Below are 24,228 nucleotides of genomic sequence, written 5' to 3' on the forward strand. Positions count from 1 at the left end.
ACGTTTATTAGGTATCAAATATAAACAACTAGAAAAATCATTAAAACAAAAATAAACCTAAACGGTTTCCTCCAAATTCACAATTCATATCCCATATTTTAGAATTACTTAATCTTTGACAAATTGTCTTTTGACAAAATATTTACTGAGAGATTAGGGTATTTCTCAAATTTATCAATTTGAGGATTTATCAAGATGAATTTAATCTTAAAAAAATCTACAGAATCAACAAAAATCAACCAAAAGTTGCAACAACTCCGACAGCATAAAAGATTGATGGTAATTGACACCAGAGTGGAAAATTATCGCCAGTTAGCCACCGGAGTTACTCCACAAACAAAAGTTGCTTTAATTGACCCTAATCGTGATGGCATAGAACAAATTACCGAACTTTTATCTAACTATCCAACTAATAGTTTGTATATAGTTTGTCATGGCGATCCTGGAATTTTATATCTAGGAAAAACACCCATAAATGAGCAATATCTTGCCGAATATAGTGGATATCTGCAAGAATGGGGCATTGTCGATATATTACTTTATAGTTGTAATATTGCCAGTCAATCAAATAACTTTATCAAACTTTTACATCAACTAACTGGAGCTAATATTGCTGCTTCAAAACATCAGGTGGGCAACCCATTAAAAGGTGGAACTTGGGATTTAGAAAGTCGCATTGGTTCAGTTACTTCAGAGATAGCTTTTTTACCACAAATTATTCAATATTATCCTGGAGTGTTTCACGGTTTACAATTCTATTTCGGTCAAGATGAAACAGGTCAAATCAGAGCCTATCTTGGCAAAGATGACAGCGTGAGTAATGGCTACACCAACCTATTTTCTGACGACTATCTCACTTTAGCACCAGTTGGGGTTTGGGATGACCGAGTAGTAGAAGAATCAGATACTGCCTTCGACTATCGCTATACTGATAACGCATCCTATTTTCCTGGCTTTACACCACAAATAGATATGTTCTACGATACTCCTGTAGACGGTAGTCCAGTGGATGATTCTTTCGATCGCGAACGCAATACTTATTTCCAAGTCAACTTTCTCGATGAGCTGAAGGTTTGGGATGGAGAAAGTTTTGTGACCACAGGTGGAGAAGTGATGACCTGGTATCAAGAAAACTGGTTAGTCAATGATGAAGGTGAATGGTATGTAGAATTCGTAAATGAAGTCACTACAGGGGAAGCTGTTGTAGAAGGACAACCCTACTATTATGCAGAATATGACCAGGCAGGTAATGACCACTGGCATTATGTCATGGAATTACAGGCAGGTACTTCACCTACTGGTATTGATGACGGACTTTACCTCTTGCCAGTGGAGGTTGAGACTAACATTCCTGGTAGCATTCCTTCCGATCCTGTTTATATTCTCTACAATCAAAATCTCTCTCCCGCCCCCGATGCAGACCAAGATACTATTCTGGCAGCTCAAAACTATCTGCTGGAAAACTTCGGCATGACCGAACCAGCTCAAGAATTTAAAGCCTTCTTAGACAGCAGTCAAAATGGAGTAGAGTCAGATGCTACAGGAGTTGCAACTTTTAGTCTCAATGCCGAACAGACAGAAATAGAATATACGATTCAATTCAATGGAATCGATCTAATTGAAGACCCCGCAGAACGTACCACCGATAATGCTGTTACCAAAATTCACTTTCACCACCGCGACTATGGCACTAATGGGAGTCATGTTTTGAATATCTTTGGGGCACCATCCGTAGATGATGATGACATTGAGATCGACTACGAAAGTGAAACAATTACAGGTAAATGGGATTGGTCTGATGCTGCTGCCAATTTTGCTCGCCATTCTGAACCCAAGTCTGATGGGGTTTATGGTGACTGGACAGCTCCCGAATTAGAAATTGAAGTTGTTGAAGCTTACGATGATGGCACTTTAGGTATCAAACTACTAGATGGGGAACCCCGAGACGAACTCAACATTTTTGAGGGAACTCAGCTCAACTTTGCCAACGGTGCAACAGTTGAGATAACAGAAAATATCACCATATCTACGGTAGAAGGCACTACAGTTGCAGCAAGTCTGCTAGAAGGAGGCGATCTTCCTACCGGGGAAATAGCCATTCTGCCTACCGCTCAAATGCCGGGAACTCAACCAGTGATAACTTCTCTAGTTAATCTATTTCATGGCAACCTCTACGTCCAGGTGCATACAAACGAAAATCCTGAACCTGGTGATATTCGAGGTCAAATATTACCTGTGAGAACTGTGGAGGATGCCGAAGATGGGGTACTTCATGGCAGTACGAGTAATGAATTATTTGAATTGAATGCTGCTGATGTTGGAGGTCTGGAGATTCAAGAAGTAGCTGGTCGCGAAACTTTGACTCTTGAAGGTATGGAAACTTCTATGTCAGACTTGCATCGAGAAGATACCGATCTAATCATAGATGTTAACCAAGATGGCAGTTTCCAAGCAGCAGACGATCTGACACTGAAAGACTTTTTTGCAGAGGAAGCAGGAGAAGTTGGCGTAGGTTATATTGAGTTAGTTGATGAGATTTCTGGTTCTGAAATTTTAACAAAAATATCATCTAGTTCTAACGACCTACTTAAGGGAACTTCAGGAAATGATATTAAGCAAGGCAAAGGTGGTAACGATATTATCTTTGGCTTTGCTGGTGATGACGAACTCTATGGCAACCGGGGTAACGATATTCTCAAAGGTGGTGATGGTGACGATATTCTCAAAGGTGGTTATGAAAACGATACTCTCAAGGGAAATAGTGGCAATGATACTTTAATTGGTTGGTTGGGTTTCGATGCTTTGCTTGGTGGCAGTGGAGAAGATAGTCTGAGTGGTGGTATCGGACGCGATCGCCTGAATGGAGGAGAGGATGACGATATTCTCAGTGGTGGAGCGAGTAAGGATAAATTTATTTTTGCTGCTAATAAAACATTTAGCGAAGCAAATTTAGGTGTGGATGAAATTACTGATTTTGTATCTGGCAAAGATCGAATCCTCTTGGATGTGACTGTATTCACTGCCATTGCAACTACTCCTGGAGAAAGTCTAGATAGTAGCGAATTTGCTGTGGTGGATGGTGAAGCTGATGTATTTACCGCTGATGCTACGATCGTTTATGACTCTGCTAATAGTACCTTATATTATAATCCTAATGGTATAGAGAATGGGTTGGGAGATGGCGATCGCTTTGCTATTTTCTCTAATGGAGTATCTTTGGAGGCAGATGATTTCTTAGTCAGAGCTTGACGCTCTTTCCTTTGATTTCATTAATATCATGTCCGGTTGAACAGTTATAAATAAATAACGACGGAGTCCTCAGGAGTCAGGAGTCAGGAGTCAGGAGGGAAGAAAGAAGAAGAACAAGAGAAGAAGGAGAAAGTTTTTTCTCACTAATTATCCGGACATAATATAACAACAGCGATCGATTGATAGCAGTTTTCATTAGAATAGAGTACAGAGATGTTGGCTTTAAGGCAGGAGCTATGTAGTCTACCAAAGCGAAAACGGCTCCGATCGCGGTTAGAAATTTATAATTATATCATCCGGACATGATATAACTAGGTTTTTTGCTACGGAATGCTACGCAAAAAGGTGGGTCCAATATTGCGATTAGTTACCGTAACCTTGGGGTTTTAATGCAGAAATGTAGTCTGGATTTACTTCTGCTGAAAAGTAAGCCATTAACTCCGTACAAGTTGATGTAGGTCGAAACCAATTCACTGCTATACACTCAGAATCATTTTCACATAAGTTAGAACATTCTTCTGGGCCAGAAACATCGGTAACAGCAAGCCCTCGCCCTCGGATAAATACATCAGGGGACAATGGCCCCATATCGTCTGCAAGAGCTGAAGTTACATTTGCCAGCATCGTACCGAAAAAAACCAATGCGACCAGCATGATTCCTGCGATAATTTTCCACAATCTTTCCATTTGTCTCTTCGTTTATCCTTATATTGGGTGCTTTTCAAAAGGAACTTTTCAGAACATTTTTACCTTTCCCTCAGATGAAGACCTTTTTCTCTAATATTTTCTTAATTTTTCCTTCTCAAACAACTACAGACAATAATTGACTTTTCATCAAGCAATATCTATAGAGATAATCTTGGACGAATCTTTCCAAGGATTTTAGTTGAAAACTATTTGGTATTATTCTGTAAGCATTTCCTACGGAATGCTGCGCAAACAGTTATTAGCTATCAACTCTCAGAAAAAGGACAGGGTTTTAATGAAAATAGACTGTTTTAGCCAGTTTTTGTAGTAAGATTTAATTCTGACTCAATTAGTAAAGCTTTTATCTAAAACTAAAAACAATACCTAATAGCTGATAGCTGATAGCTGACGGCTGAATGCTTACATTATTCTGCTCGAAAAACTTATTCCACAGTCAATTTTAATTCCGGAAAGATAGAAGATTGAATGAGTTGCTTTTCCTTAAATTGAGTAGATTTATACTCTCCATTTTCTAGGGTATTAACTGTAAAAGTTGGCTGTTTGGGATAACCGATAAATTTTCTTCCTCCTAATCCCAAATAATCCACAATCCAATATTCTTTAATGCCCATAATTTCATAAGCATCTAGTTTGAGAGGATAATCATCGCTCCAATTGCTACTGACAACTTCAATTACTAACTTAATTGACTGACTATTAATTAAAGTAGATTCTTTTTCCCAACGTGGTTCATTCTGAATAAAATCTCGGTTGACAACAATTACATCTGGTTCGTAACCTGATAAATTATCGGTTTTGAAAATACATTCTTTAGGGATAAAGTAAGGCGACCCTGAATGCCTAATTTCCAAGCTCAACTCAGCCATTAAAAAACCTGCAATTTGAGAATGTTGACCTCTAGGTTTAGGCATTTGAGTAACTACTCCGTTATGTAATTCATAGTGGTATTCCGACTGTTCTGGATACCAATTAATAAATTCATCAAAATCACTAAAACTTGTCCTATAAAGTACCTGGGTCATAATATCAAATCCGGTTGAATACTTATTATTATAGTTGGGAGTGAGGGAGTGAGGGAGTAGGGGAGTAGGGGAGTAGGGGAGATGAAATATTGAAGTAATTATAGAATTATAAACAGATATTAAACATCTCCTCCAAAAGAGGGAGTAGGGAGTAGGAAGTAGGGGGAAAGAATTGATAAATAAGAGTGCGGTAATCTAAGCATTCAGCAGTCAGTCATCAGCTATCAGCTATCAGCTATTGCTTTTAATTTAGGATAAAAGCTTTATTAATTGTTTTACTACAAAAGTTGGCTTCCTTACCCTTAAAGTCAGTTGTTAATTGTCAGCATTCAGCAGTCAGCTATCAGCTTTATTAATTTTAGTTGACAATTTAAGCTTGCTGTTCTTGTGCTTCAATTCTTTGTTTAAAAATGTTGTAGAAGTTAAGCAAATGCTTGCTTCATTTATTAAAAAGCTGTTTGCGCAGCATTCCGTAGGAAGAGCTGACAGCTAATAGCTGAATGCTTACCTGATAACTGATAACTGAAATGACTACTCCCTAAAAGTTGACAATTATAAACTAGATATGTATGATTTGGGCGAGTAGTGAGTAAAGACTATGAAAAATATAGATTATTCTGTAGTTATTCCCATCTTCAACGAAGAAGAAATCATCCCTGAACTATGGCGACAGTTATTAGATGTTTTACAGCGACTTGATGGTAATAGCGAAGTAATTTTTATCAATGATGGTAGTGTAGATTCTTCCTTTGAACTGTTAAAAAAAATAACTCAGCAACACCTAGAAGTAAAAATTATTAACTTTTCTAGAAATTTTGGGCATCAATCTGCTTTGTCTGCGGGAATAGATCATGCTGATGGAAAAGCAGTTATTTTAATGGATGGAGATTTGCAAGATTCTCCAGAAGCAATTATTAGTTTTTCACGACTTTGGCAACAGGGATATGATGTGGTTTATGCTATTAGAAAAAATCGTAAAGAAAAATTGTTGAAACGATTAGCATTTAAAAGTTTTTATTACATTCAAAGAAAGTTGTCAGGAATTATCACTCCAATGGATGCAGGTATCTTTTCATTAATGGATAGAAAAGTCATCTTAACTCTACGACAAATGCCAGAACGCAACAAATATTTAAGTGGTTTAAGAGCCTATGCCGGATTTAAACAAATAGGTATTTCTGTAGAACGTGGTCCTCGATATAGAGGTGAGCCTAAAGTTTCAGTTTCTAAGTTATTTAAGCTTGCTTTTGATGGCATATTTTCTTTTTCAACAATTCCTTTGAAAATGGCAACTATTTTAGGCTTAGTATCTGCAATTTTCTCTTTTATTATAGGATTAATTGGTCTTTACTTTAAATTTGTTTTAGGGCAAGAATTTTTATCCTGGGCTTATGGTTTAACTACAACATTTTTTATGGGGGGAATACAACTGCTGTCTCTAGGAATTATTGGAGAATATATTGGTCGTATTTACGATGAAGTTAGGCAAAGACCGTACTATATTATTAGAGAAAAAATTGGCTTTGAGAAAATAAGTTCAGATGAAAGTTAAAAATTTTAACAGTGGGTTGAACAAGAATATTTAAGTTATCTACTAAAAACTGTGGTACACAATTTTTCAGTATCTGGATAACAATTTATATTCAATTTTATTTATAAAATATTTTTTTCACTCAGCAGATTAATTTTATAGAGTTGAAGAAGGTTTTTAGTTATAGTTTTTAGGTTAATACTTCAGTCTAATTTTAAACCAGGGTTGCACAACAAGTTTCTCTTCAATCTACCACCTAAAATCTAATACCAATTTCATTAGGACTTACGCATAACTACCACTTATGCCTAGGGGTTAACGGCCAACCCCTAAAAATGCTGTATAATTTCGTCTTTTGCGTAAGTCCTGTTCATAAAATATTGCTACATTCATGGAAGAGTAAGCAGGGATTAGGTAGGGATATTGCATGCAATGTCCCTAGGTCGCAGAGGAAAAGAAGTATATGAAAAAAGAGAAAAAAAATTAAATATTTACAATATCTGCGAACGATCAAATTTTATACTTAAGGCCAAAAATTATCTTTTTCTTTTGGGTTTAATACCCCGCCGTCTACGCGGTATTTACAATTGGTTGGGGTTTGAGTCCCCATTCTCTTTTTCCTTTTTCGGTCTTTCCTTCTTACTTCTTCAAAGATTAAGATCTAACTACCTTTTTCAAATTGGTATAAAACCTTTAGAGCGTAATGAGGATAATGACAACAGAAAAAAAATCCCCAATTAGCAAAAAAATCTTCAAGAATAATTTCCAACTTTTAAATTGGATAAGTATAGTTTTAGTTATACTTCCAGCAGTTGCAATGGGAATATTAATTCTGACCTACAGCGTTAATATGCCTTATTGGGACCAATGGAATCTTATGCCTCAGTTATTCATAAAAATTTCCCAAAATTCCTTGTCCTGGCAAGACTTGATTGCTCAACATAATGAAAGTAGAAAACTATTTCCACGACTAATATTTCTCGGACTGGCATATTTAACTAACTGGGATGTTAGATATGAAATGCTAGTAATATTTATCTTAGCTTGTCTAGTTTCTGTTAATATTTATCGCCTCAATCGATTAACCGTAAATGCTAATTTGTTGACAACTTCACTCATAGCTTTCTTGACAAATATCCTGATTTTTTCTCCAATTCAATATGATAACTGGTTTTGGGGAATCCAATTAGTAGTTTTGATGCCGATCGCTTGTATTACTACAGGAATTTCAGTTGTCTACTCCCACTTTCATACTAGATATAAATTTTTAATTTGTATGATGCTTTGCATCATTAGTACTTTTTCCTATTCTAATGGGATGATAGCTTGGATAATAATTTTACCTGTATTAATATTAGTTACGGCAAAATCAACATCAGATTTACTGAAACAAAAATGGTTATTCTTAAGCTGGATAGCAGTTTTTATCAGCAATATAATTATTTATTTTTATGATTATCAAAAGCCTGAAGTTAGCCCTAGTCTTATACCAGCATTTCGGCATCCAGAGCAAACTTTACAGTTTTTCTTAGCCTTTTTGGGTTCTCCTTTGGGTTCTGGTTTTGAAATATCTCCTCTTACTTCTTCGATATTTATTGGTGGAGTAGAAATAGGAATATTTTGCTGTTTATTTATTTACCTACTCAAACATATTAAAAATTACCATATTTTAGAGAGAACTATTGGTTGGATGATGATTGCTATCTACTCAATAATTAGTGCTTTAATTACTGCCGTTGGTAGAGTTGGTTTTGGAGTAGAAAGTGCTTTACCTTCAAGGTATACAACATTTTCTATTTATTTAATAATCGCTATTATACATTTATTACCAATAGTTTTGAGCCATATTTATAGTCAGATAAATCCGATAAAATCGCAAGTATGGCTCTATAAAGTTACAGTGGCGATCGCCATGACTGGATTGATGATTTTACACTATAAATCGTTTACTTATAGCGTGAAAGAAATTAAATCTAGCTATCAATTGCGTATGGAAGGAAAAACTTGTTTATCATTCATTAATATCATTGAAAATAAGTTTTGTATTGAAGAAAATATTTTAGGAAATTATGATCATGTTAAAGATTTAGTCAAGGGACTTAATTACTTAGGTATGTTAAAACCTAATTTAGTTGCCAGCAATAATATCGAAGCGATCGCTGCTGAAAAATCTCCAGATCAAACTTACGGATCGTTAGATGGAATTATACCTTTAAATAGTTGGTACTTTGTTAATGGTTGGGCATTTTTACCAGAGCGTAACGAGCCTGCAGATGCAATTATTTTAACCTATAAAAATCAAGCAGTTGAAGAAGGAAGAAGCGGTGCTACCCCGCGTCGGCGACAGATCCAAGGGAATGCACACCAAGAGAGGAAGAAGGAAGAAGCGGTGCTACCCCGCGTCGGCGACAGACCCAAGGGAATGCGCACCAAGAGAGGAAGAAGGAAAAAGTGGATGGGGACTCAAACCCCAACCAATTATAAACACCCTGTAGATGGCGGGGTATTAAACCCAAAATCAAAAGATGATTGGATTATTTTTGATGTTTTGATGTCTGCTCAAACTCAAAGAGAAAATTTAGTTCAACTATTCAATAATCCTGCATACCTTAACGCAGGTTGGGAACAAACAATTTCTGGTAAATTACTCCCAGAAGGTAAGTTGAAAATTGCAGCTTGGGCATTTGATGCTAAATTAGGTAAAGCTTATAAATTAGATACAAATCACCTGATTACAAAAAATGGTAGTGGAGTAGGAGAGTAGGGGAGTGTGGAAAGTATTATTTAATCTTTCTATATAGGCAGTTAAACCAGTTTATTTTCCCACTGAGCTATGTCTACAATCAGAAAAAATCAAATCATAAGCTCACCAGAAATCTGTATAACAAATTGCACATTGCCTGTAAATATCTGGCAATCAATTCCACAACCCTAATACACCTTTTTCACGTCTTTCTCCTAACTAAAAAGAAACCCACAATTTCTTTGGTGTCTATGTCAATGGCTAGCCACAGCCATTGCTTGTAATATTTGCTCCCAACAAATGACCACATTTAATCACACTCAATAGTGAGTTTTCCAGTTTTTTTAGTAGATTTAATAGATTGATAAACCTCTGTATACTTACTATTAACGTAATGCGTGAAGCCATTTTTCAGATACACCTTTTACAGGAATAATGCCAGCTAAACTAATTTTTTCACTTTGATAATTTATCAATCAATTCTTTGGTTTGATCGTTGATGTATACTTTAGAGTTATTTGGGACAAATTGTATTTGACAGGTTTGACATTGATATTTCTATTTTTTGTTATGAATTGTGCCATTTTTCACAATATTGCCACTACCACAATTGGCACAGATTAAATCATTATTTGGCATAGGATTAGATATTGATGAAATATTTTTGAAATGTATATTATCAGATTTTTTTGTATTACATTTAAGGTTGAGTTATTTATAACGTACTGATTGATTATATCAAGTGTTAGCGGAGCTTTGTGTTAGCAATCGCCGACAAAATAAATTTTCAAATTTCAAGTAGATTGAAGTTCAATATTTGAGAGATTAATATCATAAATTGATCATTTATATTAACCTACCACTACATATATAGGACTACCCAGGATTTTTTCTTTTTTATCCTTAATACAATTATGCTTTAAACCTTAATTATTCGGTAAAATAGCTCTATAGTCAACTTCTTCACCTAATATAAAATGTTAATTAATTGGCAAGACTTAATAGCAGAAATAAATTTTAAACATAAACAATGCCAAGACGATCCGATAAATGCTATGGCATTTGCTTATTCTTTAGGGCAATTATTACTAGAAACTCAAGCTTTATTTTCTCCCACTGAATGGCAATCTTGGTTCAAAAAGAATTGCCATTTCTCAGAAAGTTGTGCTGAAACTTATCTGCAAATAGCTAAAAGCTGGCCTAGTTTCCGGACGCAATTAGATCCTTACAGAAAAGTGGATCTATCTGCTATGGAGAATATACCCCAGATGTCACTTATTTCCTCTAAGTCAAAGGATAGTTTTGAAGAAGATGTGGAGACAGAAGTTAAGCAAATTATTCCTTTATTGAGCAATGCTGAAAATTTTCCGACCTCCCTTCCAGACTCTGAAAAATCTGAAAATGCTACAATTATTAACTTTTATCTTCGTGGGAAAGTAGTTCCAAAAGCACGCCCACGAGTTACGACTAATGGTACTTATTTACCACCTCGATATCGTGCCTGGAGAAATCAAGCAGAAGTTGAAATTTACCGTCAAGTTTCTGACCTTAATTTAGAAGTAAATTTACCAATTCAAAGAGCAGCTATTTCTATCAGTTTTTGTGGTAAACATCGTACTAATTCTGATTTAGATAATTTAGCAGGGGCTTGTCTTGATGCTTTAACGTTAAACGGCGCGGGGGTGCTGCAGGACGACCGCTTGGCTTGTATTCCTAAACTTAATCTTGAATATATTCCTAATACTAAGGAAACGGGAGTTAAGATTACAATTGAAATACTTCCTGTGAGATAAATCGTTAAATAATAAGTTTTAATTTAGTATGTTATATGGCTTTGTTGCACAAAGAAAGGAAATAGGGTAAAAGTAACAGTGCGTGCCACAGCAAACCTACACCAACGTAGATATGAGTAAGTCCAAGTCTAAATGGTTTAAACAGGCAAGCCCAAAAGCTACAAAGTTGAAATCTAGTTAACTCCAATATTACCGCCACAACTTTAATGGATTTAACTCCGAAAACATAGATTAATCCTCTAGTATTAGCAGGTGCTTTAACAGAGGGAATTTATAATTTTCAAGTAGGCAAAAGAAAATTTGATTTTGAAGAATTACCTTTTGCTGGAAGTGAGTTTAGTCATCCTTATTATTGGGCACCATTTATTTTAATTGGTAATAGATTTTGAAGCATATCGTAGGTTTTAGGTAGTAGGTAGGTCTAATTAAACGTTAAAAAAATTGTAGGGGCGGATTTTCACCTAAAACCTTGACGTATGGTTTATATAATAGACATCTGGTGAAAATAAACTTACCCTTTATTTAACATAAGCTAGAGTTGTAAAAGTTAGTTCCCTAAATCATTTTTCGTACATTTTTCCTAAAAATCTATTCCCTGTTGCTTTCCGGAGCTGTTGCCTGTTACCTGTTATGTGTAAAAAGTCTATATCTTTTTCACGCCTATGTCTAATCATTGCCTACCCCATCATATTGAGTGGATACTTTTCTATCTTTCTGAGAACTTCTCTAATTAAGTTCCTAACATTTGTAATTTATACAAACTAGCATAAAGACCTTCTTTTTGTAATAATTCTTCGTGAGTACCAGATTCAATTAACTCTCCTCGCTTCAACACAAAAACCCGGTTAACATTTCTAATAGTCGAAAGTCGGTGAGCAATAATGATAGCTGTTCTTTCTGCTAAAAGTTTTTCTAATGCTGATTGAATTAAAGCTTCTGTTACCACATCTAAACTAGCAGTTGCTTCGTCAAGAACCAAAATTCTCGGTTTACGAATAGCAGCACGAGCAAATGCTAATAACTGCTTTTGACCACCAGAAAGATTAGCCCCTCTTTCTCGTAGTTGAGTATTATATCCTTGGGGTAATTCTGCAATAAATTTATCTATATTTGTGTTTTTTGCTGAGGTTTGAATCTCCTCTAATGAATAATCTTCTCCCAAAGTAATATTGCTTTTCACATCTCCAGCAAATAAAAAACCATCTTGTAAAATTACGCCAATATGTTTTCGTAATTCTGCTTGAGGTAAGTCTTTAATATTAATTCCATCAACTAAAATTCTGCCTTTATTGACATCATATAAACGACAAAGTAAGCGAATTACAGAACTTTTTCCTGCTCCAGTTGGCCCAACTAAAGCAACTTTTTCTCCTGGTTTAATAGTAAAGTTGAGATTTTTCAGAACATATTCATTTGGTTTATAGCCAAACCAGACATTTTCAAATCTAATTTCACCAATTTTAGAATTGTTAACTTCAACAGTAGGTAATTTTTTAATTTCTCCTTCTGGGTCTAGAATTTCAACTTCTTCATTGAGAAGATTAATAATACGTTCTACTGCAGTTAAACCTGCTTGAATAGCTGTAAATTTTTCGGCAAATTGTCGTAAGGGGTCGAATAAGCGTTGAGCATATAAAATGAAGGAAGATAAAGTGCCAAAATCTAGATTTCCTGCTAAAACAAATTGCCCTCCCAAGAATAATACTGCGGCGATCGCAACTAAAGAAATCCATTCTAAAATACCAGAGATAGCTGAGTCATAAAAAATAGTTTTATCTAGTGCTTTTACATAATCGATATTATTAACTCTAAATAACTCCGAATTAAATTTTTCTCGGCGAAATAATTGTACTACTCCTATACCAATTAAGTTTTCTTGTAATTGAGCATTTAAACCAGAAAGTTCATCTCTAGCTATATAATTAGCTTGCCTATATTTTTGCTGGAAATAGATAATAATTGTTGTTACTGGTAACATCATTAATATTAGCATTAAACCCAGTTGCCATTGCAAACTAAACATAGCAATAGCAATTATTAAAATCGAAAATAAATCGCTCAAAATACCAATAGCACCTGTAGAAAATACATCTCCTAAAGCTTCAACATCACTGGTAAGGCGAGTAATTAATTTTCCCACAGGGGTACTATCAAAAAATCTAACTCCTAAAGAAAGAACGTGTTTAAATAAGTCATCTCTAATATCAGCAGTAATTTTTTGTCCGACTTTTTGTACTAAAAAGCCTTGTAAAGATTGAAATATTAGTCGTATAATAATAGTCAACATTAATATAGTTCCTAAAATATTCAATCCTTGAGATAATGATATTTGTTGGAGAAATGACCAGGTTTTTTCTCCTAAAATTAGAGAAATTGCTTGCCCGATTAATAGTGGTTGAATTGCCCCAGAAATTGATAATGGTAACAATAATATCAGTGAGGCAAATACTAATTTTTTGTGGCGTAAACCATAGCCGATCATTCTTTTAATTAGTTGCCAGTCTGTTTCACTATTATTATTTCGCTCTTTGCTTCTATTGGTTTTCGGTGAGATGCTTCTCATAGATGTTTTTTTGGTTAAACTCTAGGTATTCTGATGTTTTTATAAGGTAGCATATCAGCTAAACATTCACAATTGATATTGATGGCTAATAGTAATTTGATAAATATTTGCTACAAATAACTAGGTTATTTATTAGGAGTCAGGAGTTAGATAGAGGAGCCGTCGGATTGGCGACGTACAGGAGTCAGAATAAATAACTTTAATACCATTTATTAGGTCATAATTTATCTTTTTAGTCTAAGAGATATCTCCTGCACGTGTCTTTTAAATGCCCTGATTATTCGTAACATTCTTTTTTTACGCTTGGTATAATAAATAATTCTAATTATCATGGCTGAAATTGAAAAAGAAAGATTAAAATTAAGACAATTTATCCTTGATGATTTGGATGAATTATACAATCTGTATCATAATCCAAAGGTAATGAAATATGTAGGAAAAGGCATCCTCACTAAGCCAGAAACAGAAGCAAGAATATTAAGCATAATTGAGAGTTGGAATCAAAATAATTTTGGAATGTGGGCGGTAGTTCATAAAATAGATAATAAAATGATTGGTCGTTGCGGACTTTGTTTTCTCGACAATACTCCAGAAATTGAGCTTGGTTATTTATTAAATCCTGCATATTGGTATCGAGGATTAGCAACAGAAGCAGCAAAAGCAAGTTTAAGATATGGATTTGAAGAGTTAAAGTTAGAGAAAATTGTCAACCCAAAAATATTGCCTCCCGACGAGTCATGGAAAAAGTAGGAATGAAATACGAAAAAGAGGCTAATTATTATCAGACTAACGTGATATACTATACTATCTTAAGCAAAGAATATCAGCCTAATAGTTAATTGTATGTTGTACTTATAAAATCTTGAAAAAATGATGAGTAAATTGACTCTAGTTATCGGTAATAAAAACTATTCTTCTTGGTCATTACGAGCGTGGTTAACGATGAAACAAGCAGGAGTGAAATTTACTGAAATTAAAATTCCTCTAGATACACATATTACCCACCAAGAAATTTTAAAATATTCTCCTACTGGTCTAGTACCAGTTTTGTTAGACGGGGATATTAAGGTATGGGAATCTCTTGCAATTTGTGAGTATGTAGCGGAGAAATTTGCCAATTTTTTGTGGCCTAAAGACCGCGAAGCACGAGCAGTAGCACGAGCAATTAGTGCCGAGATGCACGCAGGGTTCCCAAATTTACGCAAATATATGCCCATGGATTGTCGAGGTCGTTATCCAGAGGTAGGCATAATTCCGGAGGTGAGACCTGAAATTGAGAGGATCGGCAAAATGTGGCGAGAGTGTCGCGAAAAATTTGGAGCAGAAGGTGATATGTTGTTTGGTCAGTTTACAATTGCTGATGCTATGTATGCTCCGGTTGTCTCTCGCTTTGCCACTTATAAAGTGAAACTCGAACCAGTGGCACAAACTTATGCTGAAGCAGTTTGGGCATTAGCTGATATGCAAGAATGGTTAGCAGCAGCAGAAGTTGAGTCAGAAACTATTTTTGATTCAAAATTTTAACTGACGATCTTTTAAATTCATCAAATGCAAATTCTTTTAGTGGATGATGAACCAGAGTTAACTTCTCCTCTAAGTCGTGCTTTGAATCGAGAGGGGTATAGTGTTGATGTTGCCGATCATGGAAAAATTGGTAGTCAGATGGCAAGTCAGGGTAACTATGATTTGCTGATTTTAGATTGGATGTTACCTCACAAAACAGGATTGGAAATTTGCCAGGAGTTACGCTCGCGCCACGACTATACACCTGTTTTATTTCTTACTGCCAAAGATACAGTAGACGATCGCGTTGCTGGATTAGATGCTGGAGCAGATGATTATTTAGTTAAACCTTTTGAGTTGCGAGAGTTATTAGCAAGAGTTCGGGCATTATTACGTCGTCCCCAAAACATTGAAACAAGCACAACTGAGCAACATTTACAAGTAGCAAATTTAGAGCTAGACATAGAAAATCAAGTAGCTTATCGCGGTGGACAGATAATTAATTTATCAGAAAAAGAATGTAAATTGCTGGCATATTTTATGACCTACCCCGGTCAACTTCTAACTCATCAGCAAATCTATGAATATTTGTGGGGAGAAGGAGAAAAACCAAGCAGTAACGTTTTAGCAGCACAAGTACGTTTATTACGACGAAAAATAGAAGTAAATGGAGAGTTGCCACTCATTTATACTGTTTATCGAAAAGGTTATCGATTTGGAGAAAGTAATTACGATCACTGATCGCCGAATAATTGATAATTTCAGGTTTGAGACCTCTACTTTTAAGAAGAAAAATCATTCTTATCTCCTTTTGATCAATCTTCTGATTAAAAAGAAGAGGTAATTGTTAATGATGAATTGTTAACTGTTAATTTTTGAACTAGCATCATCTTGGGATGATTTTGTGCATCTGCATCTGGACTGTCAGCTTACATCTCCATCGCATCTGTCTCCATCATCCCTCTGAATAACGCCTTTGAATCAAACCAAAGTAAGTAAATAACTTACAAATCGCCTCCCCGAAGTGCCAGTAGCACAATAACTACAGGGCCAGCAATGACAACCATGGCCAACATTGTTAACTGGGCAATAGTTTCAAAGTTAATGTTGCTGAACAAATCAGTTAAAAACCCCATATTTCCCCTAAAAATAAATCAAATATATACTGAGCTGAAAAACCGTTTTTTATTCTACCAAGCTATCGCTACTTTAATTTAAGATACTTTACAAAACTCAATAATTTAGTCTGCTACAATCAGAAGGCCGTTAAGAAATAACTATTGGCTAAAAAAAAATGGCTAGTTGGTGTTGTGTAAAAAATTGTGGTGCTTGTTGTTACTTAGACCCAACAGAGCGTCCAGAATTAGAAGAATATTTATCTACAGAAGAGCTAAAGCATTATATGAGTTTAGTAGGAGCAGATGGATGGTGTATTAATTACGATAGTTTAACGCGAGAATGCCGTATTTACCCCGAAAGGCCCCATTTTTGTCGAGTCCAACCAGATACCTTTAGAGAATTGTACGGTATTGAACCAGAAGAACTTAATGAATTTGCCATTGACTGTTGTCAGCAGCACATTGGAGATATGTACGGCGATCGTAGTCTAGAAATGTTGCGCTTTAATCATGCAGTGGGTATTAACTCAGGTTTTCAGAGATAACGAACTCAGAACTCAGAAGTCAGAAGTTGTTTTTGTCAGGAGAATTTGAGCAACTCTCCAAAAACATTTTGCCTTAAAAGACGGGGTTGGGCGACCCAATTATTTTGATAAGTAGAGTAGAGTAGTTGACAGTAACATAATTATCTGAAACAATAAAGAAAATTTAAAGAATCTACATATACTCAGTAATTTAGTAAATTAGCCTGTGAAATCTTTTAGTGAAAATACACCTCAACCTAAAATAAATTTAGAACAAAAAGAATTTTCTGAGAGCTTACCTTTACAAGTTGCCTCAGAAATGGGTGAACTTTTACCCCCCAAAAATTCTCAATCAGAACAACAAGAAACGAAAGTAGAAAAAACAGGAGCATGGAAAGTATTTGCTTCTACTTTTGTCACAATATTTTTAGCAGAAATTGGCGATAAGACTCAGCTTACTACTCTGTTAATGACTGCCGAATCTCAATCTCCTTGGATAGTATTTTTAGGTGCAAGTAGCGCATTAGTAACTACAAGTTTGTTAGGGGTTTTGTTGGGAAAATGGTTAGCCAGTCGCCTCTCTCCTAAAACTATAGAAAGATCGGCAGGAATGATTTTATTACTAATATCTTTAACTTTAATAGTAGAGGCATTTTATAAAAATTTTTCCTAAGCATTTCCTGCAGAATGCAGCAAAAACAGCTATTAGCGGTCAGATATCAGCTTTTATTAGTTTAACTTCTACTACATTTTAAACCAAAGAATTGTATTTGATTAAAAAATTATTCTTTCTTCTTGATTTATTACTTTTTAATTTCTTCCTTCTTAACTACTATGGATTGGCAACTTTTAAGCTTAAGTTTTATCGCAGTTTTTTTATCTGAATTAGGAGATAAAAGTCAATTAGCAGCCATCGCCCTTGGTGGGTCTTCAAAATTTCCCCAGGCAGTATTTTTTGGTACTGCAACTGCTCTATTATTAACTAGCTTTTTAGGAGTTTTAGTAGGGGAAGGAGTAGCAGAAATTTTACCAACAAATATAGTAAAAATTACGGCTGCAACTGGATTTGCATTTATGGGTATTCGTCTTTTATTCTCTGGTGAAGAGGAAGTAGAAGAATCTGAAAATAATTGAGATTGAAAAAATCCCCATTTTCTAGAATATTTGAGAAAGCACTGTATGGAGTAAAAATAATTATGCTAACCTCTGTTGATTCACCCAAACAAATTACTCTCGAAGAATTTTTACAATTGCCATAAACAAAACCAGCAAGCGGATATATTAACAATAAAATTTATCAAAAACCAATGCCGCAAGGAGAGCATAGTAGAATTCAAACCTGTCTATCATCAGCAATTAATCAAGCAGGTGAACCACAAAAGTTAGCAATGGCATTGCCAGAATTAAGATGTACTTTTAACGGAGGTTCCATAGTTCCAGATATTTCAGTTTTTGCATGGCAACGTATTCCAAGAAAACCCAATGGTAGAATCGAAAATAGATTTTAAATAGCACCAGATTGGGTAATAGAAATTCTCTCGCCAGACCAAGGTGCTAATCAATTAATTAATTAATAAAATTCTTTTCTGTCTAAATAATGGTACTCAGTTGGGTTGGTTAATAGATTCTGAAGATGAATCTGTACTAATTTTCCAACCTAACCAGCAACCAGAAGTTAGATATGATTCTGATAATTTACCCATCCTCAATTTATTAACAGATTATTAACAGATTGGCAATTATCTGTTGCAGATTTATTTGGTTGGTTATATTAGATTTAGTGAGTAGGGAATAGGGAGTAGGGAGTAGGGAGTAGCTGAATGCTTAAATACTAACTAACAAAACTGGTTAATATTCCTAAAATTTGCGGTAAGTTTTTGATAGAATATTCCTCTAAATCTAATACTAGAGTTTGAGCTTCTAATTCTAAAAATTGCCAAGCTGTTCCTGTGGTAATAGCTCCATAAATTTTGCGAATATCATTCCCTTTATTTTGATTAAAAATCTGGGCAGCAACCATTTCGGCAATACATTTATCAAAGCCAGATTTAATATTATCATTCTTAGCTTCTACAAGAGTAACTATTGGTGCTTGAATTATCGTTTGTAATGTGGAATGACTAATAATAAAATCGCAAAAACCATTTAACTCTAGCTCTGGATTAACATTAAATTCGATGCCAGAAAATAAGCCTATTTGATTATTAGATATTTTTTTACTTCTGCTAATACTGGAGCAATAATAAATTCTGTTTGCGGAGCATTCCGTCAGGAAACGAGCTTTTTCCGAAGCGTTCGCGCTAGCGTTGCGGAGCAAATCGCCACTGCTAATGGTAGATAATATTCTAAAGCTTCTTGAAGAAATTGACTGGGAATAACATCTGGTAATTTATTAAATTTACCCAAGTTTTCGACCAGCTGAAGATTAAAATTAGTGAGAACTTCCTCTAAGGTAAATTTACTGTAAGGCATGAGTTTCTTTAGAGGTCATTTTCAGTTATCAGTTAGTCAGTTAAGGGTGGGCAAATATTAAATTAATTGAGATTAATTTTATCTCAACCAAAATGCACCTACCCTACTTTCTTCACCTACAACATTGTTATAGCGTTTATCTGGCTAGTGAGGTAGTTTTTTCTTTCTTCCCTGTTGCCTGTTCCCTGTTGCCTGTTGCCTGTTGCCTAAAGCAAACGAATTTTGTACCTCACGCTTTTTGGGAATTGCTATATTAGTTTTTTTGTTGATAACACCAACCAAGTAAAGTACCGCCAACAACTAATTTAATTACTTCTAATAACCAGTAACCGCCGTGCATTTGATTCATGGTCACAGGAACTTCTTTAACTGACTCAAACAGATTTAGATTTATACCCAAAGCACTCATTTGAGGAGTTAAACCGTAAGTATCAATTAAAGCGATCGCCAACAATGCTATAGAAAATATAATTGCTGTTTTAGTATTTTTAATTAAATTATTTGGTGTGGCACTTAATACTAATAAACCTGTTAAACCCAAGCTTGCACAAATTAATTCAAGTCGGTTAAACAACGAAAAAATTATTGAACCTGCTGCTGTAAAATCTGATGTATTCATCATGCCAGAAGCATACATACTAGGCATAATTACCACGTCTAAAATTATGCAGGCACTTAACCAGAAACCTAAAGTTAAACAAACTATTGTTTGCCAACGTTTTTGATTAGATTCCAGATTTGAAGAAATAGTTGCCATATATTTTTACCTATTTAGAGTTATATATGAATTAGTTATCTTCAGCTTAACTAAAATTCGCCTCAATTAGTATTAAGTATTTTTACAATCTGATTTTGATAAGAAATGTAAAAATAACTAAAAATTCCCAAACAAAAAATCTAAGTTATAGCACTACGCAAATAGGGCGCGGACATTTATAAATGCTAAAACTCACTCAGGGATTATTTTTGACTTTTTACTTTTGACTTTTAACTTGCGCGTAGCGCTGTAGTAATTAAGTTGGTGGGCATAAATAGACGTTTCCGTTTGTCATGCTGCGCAAAAAAACGAAGAGTCTGAAAATGAAGCCAGAAGGCAGTTTTCAACCTAATTTTCAAAGTTTTGAATTTCTCTGGTTATTTTACGGATAATTAAACCGACCTACTTAGTAATTGGCACACTTTTCAAATAACTTGATACTAATTTAATATTGGGTTGCATAGAATTAAGGTTTCAAGAATAAATAATTGACTTTAGATCGAGGTTGATAACTTATAGAAGTTGATAATTTTGTGGAGTTTCACATAAAATTGGTATTACTATTTTAGAAATAAATTTCAAAACTTGAGGCGAATTTAGGTAGAGAAAGTTTCCCTAATTTGAGTATTAAAAATCTCAAATTATTTCAACTAGGGAATATATATTAAGGAATTATTTTCCCCTCAACTTTATCCCTAATACAAATTCGATCAACGTTTTTTACAAATAGTAGAAGTAATAAAGAAGGAAGAAGCAATAAGCAAGAAGGAAGGAGGAATAAATATTTAAAAAAAAGAGAAAACGATAGAAATTACCATATAAAATGAACTGAATAAGCTATTTTTAAGCATATCCGATCAAGATGCAATTTTTAATGTTCAGTTATGGCAAATTTAAATTGTGAATATATAGTCATTTAAAATAAGAATAAAACACTTTTTCGGCTGAAATTCTTTACAAGGCAAGAAACCTTTTTCTCAATCTAAGCTGAAATAACTATATAGCAATTCCCAAAAAGCGTGAGGTATAGCGCTGTGCGCAGGCAACAGGTAACAGGCAACAGCTCATCTGGGGGAATAAATTACTGATAATATAAGACTTTTAGCTATTTTGCCCCTCCTGCAATTTGTAAATATACCAGCGCTCATTGCTATACAAAATTTTAGGTTTGAGGGAACAAGGAACAGGGAACAGGGAATAAAAAGGTAAGCATTCAGCTATTAGCAGTCAGCTATCAGCAATTAATAATGAATAATTACTTCTCAGGTTTAGTCCGGAGATTTTGAAAGTAACTTTTTATTCTTTCCTAAATTTCAAAGGTTGCTTTTACCTTTCCCAACATTAATAGCTGATAGCTAATAGCTGACGGCTGAATGCTTACATAAAAAGACAAAAAGATAACTGTACCTCACGACCTTGGGAAACCCTATATAAGCTTAAAACATCTGTATATTCCCTATTTATTTCCATACCGGGTGTTCCTTCCATCCACAATTACATTATTTCCAAAATCAAAGCATATTAGCTTAAATCTATATTTTCTCCAAATACTTAAACCAAGTAAAATACAATCCAATCGACAATAAAATAAATATTAATAATAAAATACCAAAATTATCCCACTGCTTCATCATCAACATCATTCCCATCAAAAATAAAACCAACTGCCAAGGAATAGCAATAAAAGTTGCCATAATATCTCGTTTATTTTCTGCCTGAATTTTTGCCTGAATATTAGTTGGTAATTTTTTCCTCACTACTTCCCAAAAGCCAAAAGGTCTCGTCACCCGATAAAAATTATCAATTGTTTCTAAGTTAGTTGCTGGTGTAAAAAATGTCCCCAAAATACATCCTAAAAAAGAACAAATACTCGGCACCAAAAATAAAATATATTCCTGAGCTTGAGAATTATTCGCCACAGGTAAAATTACCGCTTTTGTCAAAATAGCTGCAACCAAACCCGCTCCAGTACCAATGGCAAACCCATAACCATTAAATCTCCACCAATACCATCTCAATACTAAAGGAATAAACAACCCAGTTCCTAATCCTAAAGTTAACCATCCCCAAATATCATTAATATTCGTGATATTAAAACTAAACATTAACCCTAAACCAACAATGACAATAGATGCTAAACGACCTTGATTAACTAATTGTTGATTAGAAGCTTCAGGTTTAAGATAAGCTTGATAAATATCCTTCACCCAATATGCAGCACTAGAATTAATAATAGAATCAAAAGTTGACATTGCTGCTGCAATAAAACAGGCAATTAATAAACCCTTAATACCTACCGGAATATATTCAGCAATTACAGTAGGTAAAACTAATTCAGGGTCAGAAATTACCTGATTTTTCAGACCATAATCTATCCCTAATACTGCAAAAGCTGTAACTAGAGGCCAGCGAAATGATAATAAGAAAATCCAGAATAAAGAAAGTAACCCAGCCTCACGATCGCTCTTCGCGGCAAAGTAACGTTGAGCTACATAACCACCCCCACCAGCAGCACCTTCGAGAAATACTTTAAAAGTATAAAATAACATCACTCCACCAAACAAATTAAAAATACTATAATCCCCTGGCAAATCAATAGTTATTGGTGGGGTGAGACTACTCCATTCTGCTAAATTCCATGTTTTTAATTGTTCTGTACCAGGAATGGAAATTGAAAAAGTTTCTGGTAGATTTACAGTTTTAAAAGCCATAAAACAGATATATAAAACTGCCACAAAAATCAAGATTCCTTGAAAAACATCTGTCAAAACTACTCCATAAAAACCACTAATAGCAGTATAAATTAAAGCTAATAAAATGAGTAAAACTCCAGCAACTCTATCATCAATTTCCAAAAAAATTCCTAAAAATTTGCCACCTCCAACGGCAAAATAGCTAATAGAAGCAATAGCAAAAATAATATTAGCAACTGCACTAATAATTCTGGCAATATTTCCTTCTCGACCCATACCAAAACGTAACTGCATCCATTCAGCAACAGTCATTACTTGAGCGCGACGATTCCACTTTCCAATAAATGTCATTAAACAGGCTAGATATAATACTATTCCACCCCTAATTTCAATAAAAAATCCCTTAGTCCCCAAAGCATAAACTAAAGCAGTTAATATCATAGTACCTGCAAGGTCAGTATTAGAAGCCATACCAGAAGCACCCAAAACCCACCAAGGCAAATTCCGATTTCCAAGAAAGTAAGATTCTATTCCTGTCGAAGCTTTTTTTTGTAGAAAAACCCCAAAACCCATAATAAATACCAAGTAAATTATTACAACTGTATAATCAATTATTTCCATAAAAGTAAATCTATAAATCAATTATCATTGATAATTTTATACCAAAGATAGCACTATAGCAATTATGAGATTCTCTGATAATTATGATGATAAAGCTGAGAAAATAAACTATCCGTTGATTCTGTTTTTTAATTAGAGTTAGTAGGCCGTATCTTCAACAGATATTATATTCGGGGAATAGTTTTAATTGATGCAGGTTATGGCAATAACACAACTTTCCTGAAAAGACTCGAAGAAAGGAAATTAAAATATCTAGGAGAAATCAGACAAAACAACAAAAAGTAGTAGTTAAATCAGAAGTAAAAATCAGAATAGATAAACCTCTTCAATAATTGATAATTGATCATGAATAATTGATAATTACTTCTCCCTAAAAGGAAGAGGATTGACCCTTAAGGAAAATTTTTTCTTGTTTCTCCTCTAAAGGAGAGGGTTTAAACCTTAATTATTAAATAATTATTCAATAAGGAGCTGACCATTAAATAAATTTGAATCAGTGGTATTAACTCTAGAAAAAAAAGTTTGAGTTAGTACATTTATCAAAATAATATGGGTCGCGCAACCCCGCCTTTTAAGGCGCAATATTTTTGGAGAGTTGCTCACGCATCTCCTACTTCCCCTCCTGGGAGGGGTTAGGGGTGGGTTAACTTATGACTTATGACTTATGACTTCTGACTTCGTTAAAGCTTCGGTTTCGCACTTCAAAGGAAAAATAACTTTTGCTATAGTTATAGCACTACAGGAATTGGTTAGAACATTTTTTAATTCTGTTTCCTGACGGATTCCGCACCGAAAACCATTTTACAGTTCGCTATTCCCAGATCCAGTTTTCCCTATTCCATAGCGCGTAGCGCTATATGAATGCTAGTTATGCGCGAAAAAAGAACAAAAATTGATTATTTGATTACCCATATTGAGAGGTTAAAAGTAA

The 24,228-nt window shown here is 34.6% G+C and carries 18 protein-coding genes and 2 pseudogenes; 12 read left to right on the forward strand and 8 right to left on the reverse strand.

Translation table 11 applies throughout. The features are described from left to right. Positions 1-195 precede the first annotated feature (195 nt). Positions 196-3,249 carry a DUF4347 domain-containing protein gene (locus F6K06_RS17985; protein WP_124154186.1) on the forward strand — a complete coding sequence of 1,018 codons (3,054 nt, stop codon included), beginning with the start codon at positions 196-198 and terminating at the stop codon, positions 3,247-3,249. Between the two features lie 363 nt (positions 3,250-3,612). On the opposite strand, the gene F6K06_RS17990 is transcribed toward F6K06_RS17985, so the two are convergent. Together F6K06_RS17990 and F6K06_RS17995 are read right to left on the reverse strand one after the other, a co-directional pair. Continuing rightward, positions 3,613-3,927, reverse strand: a complete 315-nt coding sequence (locus tag F6K06_RS17990; RefSeq protein WP_205127589.1) for a PAN domain-containing protein — start codon at positions 3,925-3,927, stop codon at positions 3,613-3,615. Positions 3,928-4,379: 452 nt separating this feature from the next. Further along, positions 4,380-4,979, reverse strand: a complete 600-nt coding sequence (locus F6K06_RS17995) for a Uma2 family endonuclease (protein ID WP_124144046.1) — start codon at positions 4,977-4,979, stop codon at positions 4,380-4,382. Between the two features lie 598 nt (positions 4,980-5,577). Here F6K06_RS17995 and F6K06_RS18000 point away from each other — a divergent pair. Continuing rightward, positions 5,578-6,531: a glycosyltransferase family 2 protein gene (locus F6K06_RS18000; protein WP_124144047.1), complete on the forward strand. Its 954-nt coding sequence runs from the start codon at positions 5,578-5,580 to the stop codon at positions 6,529-6,531. Between the two features lie 691 nt (positions 6,532-7,222). Continuing rightward, positions 7,223-9,274, forward strand: coding sequence for a hypothetical protein (locus F6K06_RS18005; RefSeq protein WP_287242504.1), 2,052 nt, complete (start codon positions 7,223-7,225; stop codon positions 9,272-9,274). 54 nt (positions 9,275-9,328) lie between these two features. Here the strand turns inward: F6K06_RS18005 and F6K06_RS18010 are convergent. Then, positions 9,329-9,892, reverse strand: a pseudogene (locus F6K06_RS18010) (IS1 family transposase); the annotation flags it as partial. 338 nt (positions 9,893-10,230) lie between these two features. Here F6K06_RS18010 and F6K06_RS18015 point away from each other — a divergent pair. Further along, the gene (locus F6K06_RS18015) at positions 10,231-11,046 is read left to right on the forward strand and encodes a RusA family crossover junction endodeoxyribonuclease (protein ID WP_124144050.1); all 816 of its coding nucleotides are present in this window, start codon (positions 10,231-10,233) and stop codon (positions 11,044-11,046) included. 730 nt (positions 11,047-11,776) lie between these two features. Here F6K06_RS18015 and F6K06_RS18020 read toward each other — a convergent pair. Further along, positions 11,777-13,609 carry an ABC transporter ATP-binding protein gene (locus F6K06_RS18020; RefSeq protein ID WP_124144051.1) on the reverse strand — a complete coding sequence of 611 codons (1,833 nt, stop codon included), beginning with the start codon at positions 13,607-13,609 and terminating at the stop codon, positions 11,777-11,779. Between the two features lie 330 nt (positions 13,610-13,939). On the opposite strand from F6K06_RS18020, the gene F6K06_RS18025 reads away from it, so the two are divergent. From F6K06_RS18025 to rppA, 3 genes are all read left to right on the forward strand, one after another. Beyond that, positions 13,940-14,359, forward strand: a complete 420-nt coding sequence (locus F6K06_RS18025) for a GNAT family N-acetyltransferase (RefSeq protein WP_240038852.1) — start codon at positions 13,940-13,942, stop codon at positions 14,357-14,359. A 120-nt stretch (positions 14,360-14,479) separates the two neighbouring features. Continuing rightward, entirely contained in the window at positions 14,480-15,133 is a 654-nt protein-coding gene (locus F6K06_RS18030; RefSeq protein ID WP_240038853.1) for a glutathione S-transferase family protein, read from the forward strand. 24 nt (positions 15,134-15,157) lie between these two features. Then, positions 15,158-15,853 carry a two-component system response regulator RppA gene (gene rppA / locus F6K06_RS18035; protein ID WP_124144052.1) on the forward strand — a complete coding sequence of 232 codons (696 nt, stop codon included), beginning with the start codon at positions 15,158-15,160 and terminating at the stop codon, positions 15,851-15,853. A 263-nt stretch (positions 15,854-16,116) separates the two neighbouring features. Here rppA and psb30 read toward each other — a convergent pair whose 3' ends face one another. After that, on the reverse strand, positions 16,117-16,248 hold the full coding sequence (gene psb30 / locus F6K06_RS18040; protein ID WP_124144053.1) for a photosystem II reaction center protein Ycf12/Psb30: 132 nt from the start codon (positions 16,246-16,248) through the stop codon (positions 16,117-16,119). Positions 16,249-16,406: 158 nt separating this feature from the next. Here psb30 and F6K06_RS18045 point away from each other — a divergent pair, with 158 nt between their 5' ends. From F6K06_RS18045 to F6K06_RS34075, 4 genes are all read left to right on the forward strand, one after another. After that, on the forward strand, positions 16,407-16,775 hold the full coding sequence (locus F6K06_RS18045; RefSeq protein ID WP_124144054.1) for a YkgJ family cysteine cluster protein: 369 nt from the start codon (positions 16,407-16,409) through the stop codon (positions 16,773-16,775). A gap of 205 nt (positions 16,776-16,980) precedes the next feature. After that, the gene (locus F6K06_RS18050) at positions 16,981-17,427 is read left to right on the forward strand and encodes a TMEM165/GDT1 family protein (protein WP_240038854.1); all 447 of its coding nucleotides are present in this window, start codon (positions 16,981-16,983) and stop codon (positions 17,425-17,427) included. A 161-nt stretch (positions 17,428-17,588) separates the two neighbouring features. Further along, positions 17,589-17,888 carry a TMEM165/GDT1 family protein gene (locus F6K06_RS18055; protein ID WP_124144055.1) on the forward strand — a complete coding sequence of 100 codons (300 nt, stop codon included), beginning with the start codon at positions 17,589-17,591 and terminating at the stop codon, positions 17,886-17,888. A gap of 173 nt (positions 17,889-18,061) precedes the next feature. Beyond that, positions 18,062-18,262: a Uma2 family endonuclease gene (locus F6K06_RS34075; protein WP_338043141.1), complete on the forward strand. Its 201-nt coding sequence runs from the start codon at positions 18,062-18,064 to the stop codon at positions 18,260-18,262. 323 nt (positions 18,263-18,585) lie between these two features. Here the strand turns inward: F6K06_RS34075 and F6K06_RS18065 are convergent, their stop codons facing one another. The 3 genes from F6K06_RS18065 to F6K06_RS18075 all read right to left on the reverse strand — a co-directional run bounded on the left by F6K06_RS18065 (position 18,586) and on the right by F6K06_RS18075 (position 23,297). Further along, positions 18,586-19,071 (reverse strand): hypothetical protein, encoded by a 486-nt coding sequence (locus F6K06_RS18065; protein WP_338043142.1) that lies wholly within the window; start codon positions 19,069-19,071, stop codon positions 18,586-18,588. 408 nt (positions 19,072-19,479) lie between these two features. Further along, positions 19,480-19,983 (reverse strand): DUF4149 domain-containing protein, encoded by a 504-nt coding sequence (locus F6K06_RS18070; protein ID WP_287242511.1) that lies wholly within the window; start codon positions 19,981-19,983, stop codon positions 19,480-19,482. A gap of 1,532 nt (positions 19,984-21,515) precedes the next feature. Then, on the reverse strand, positions 21,516-23,297 hold the full coding sequence (locus tag F6K06_RS18075) for a sodium:solute symporter (RefSeq protein WP_124144057.1): 1,782 nt from the start codon (positions 23,295-23,297) through the stop codon (positions 21,516-21,518). Positions 23,298-23,429: 132 nt separating this feature from the next. Here F6K06_RS18075 and F6K06_RS18080 point away from each other — a divergent pair. Next, a pseudogene (locus tag F6K06_RS18080) lies at positions 23,430-23,576 on the forward strand (transposase); the annotation flags it as partial. Positions 23,577-24,228: the final 652 nt, after the last annotated feature.

This window comes from Okeania sp. SIO1H4, assembly GCF_010672695.1.
Taxonomy (GTDB): Bacteria; Cyanobacteriota; Cyanobacteriia; order Cyanobacteriales; family Microcoleaceae; genus Okeania; species Okeania hirsuta.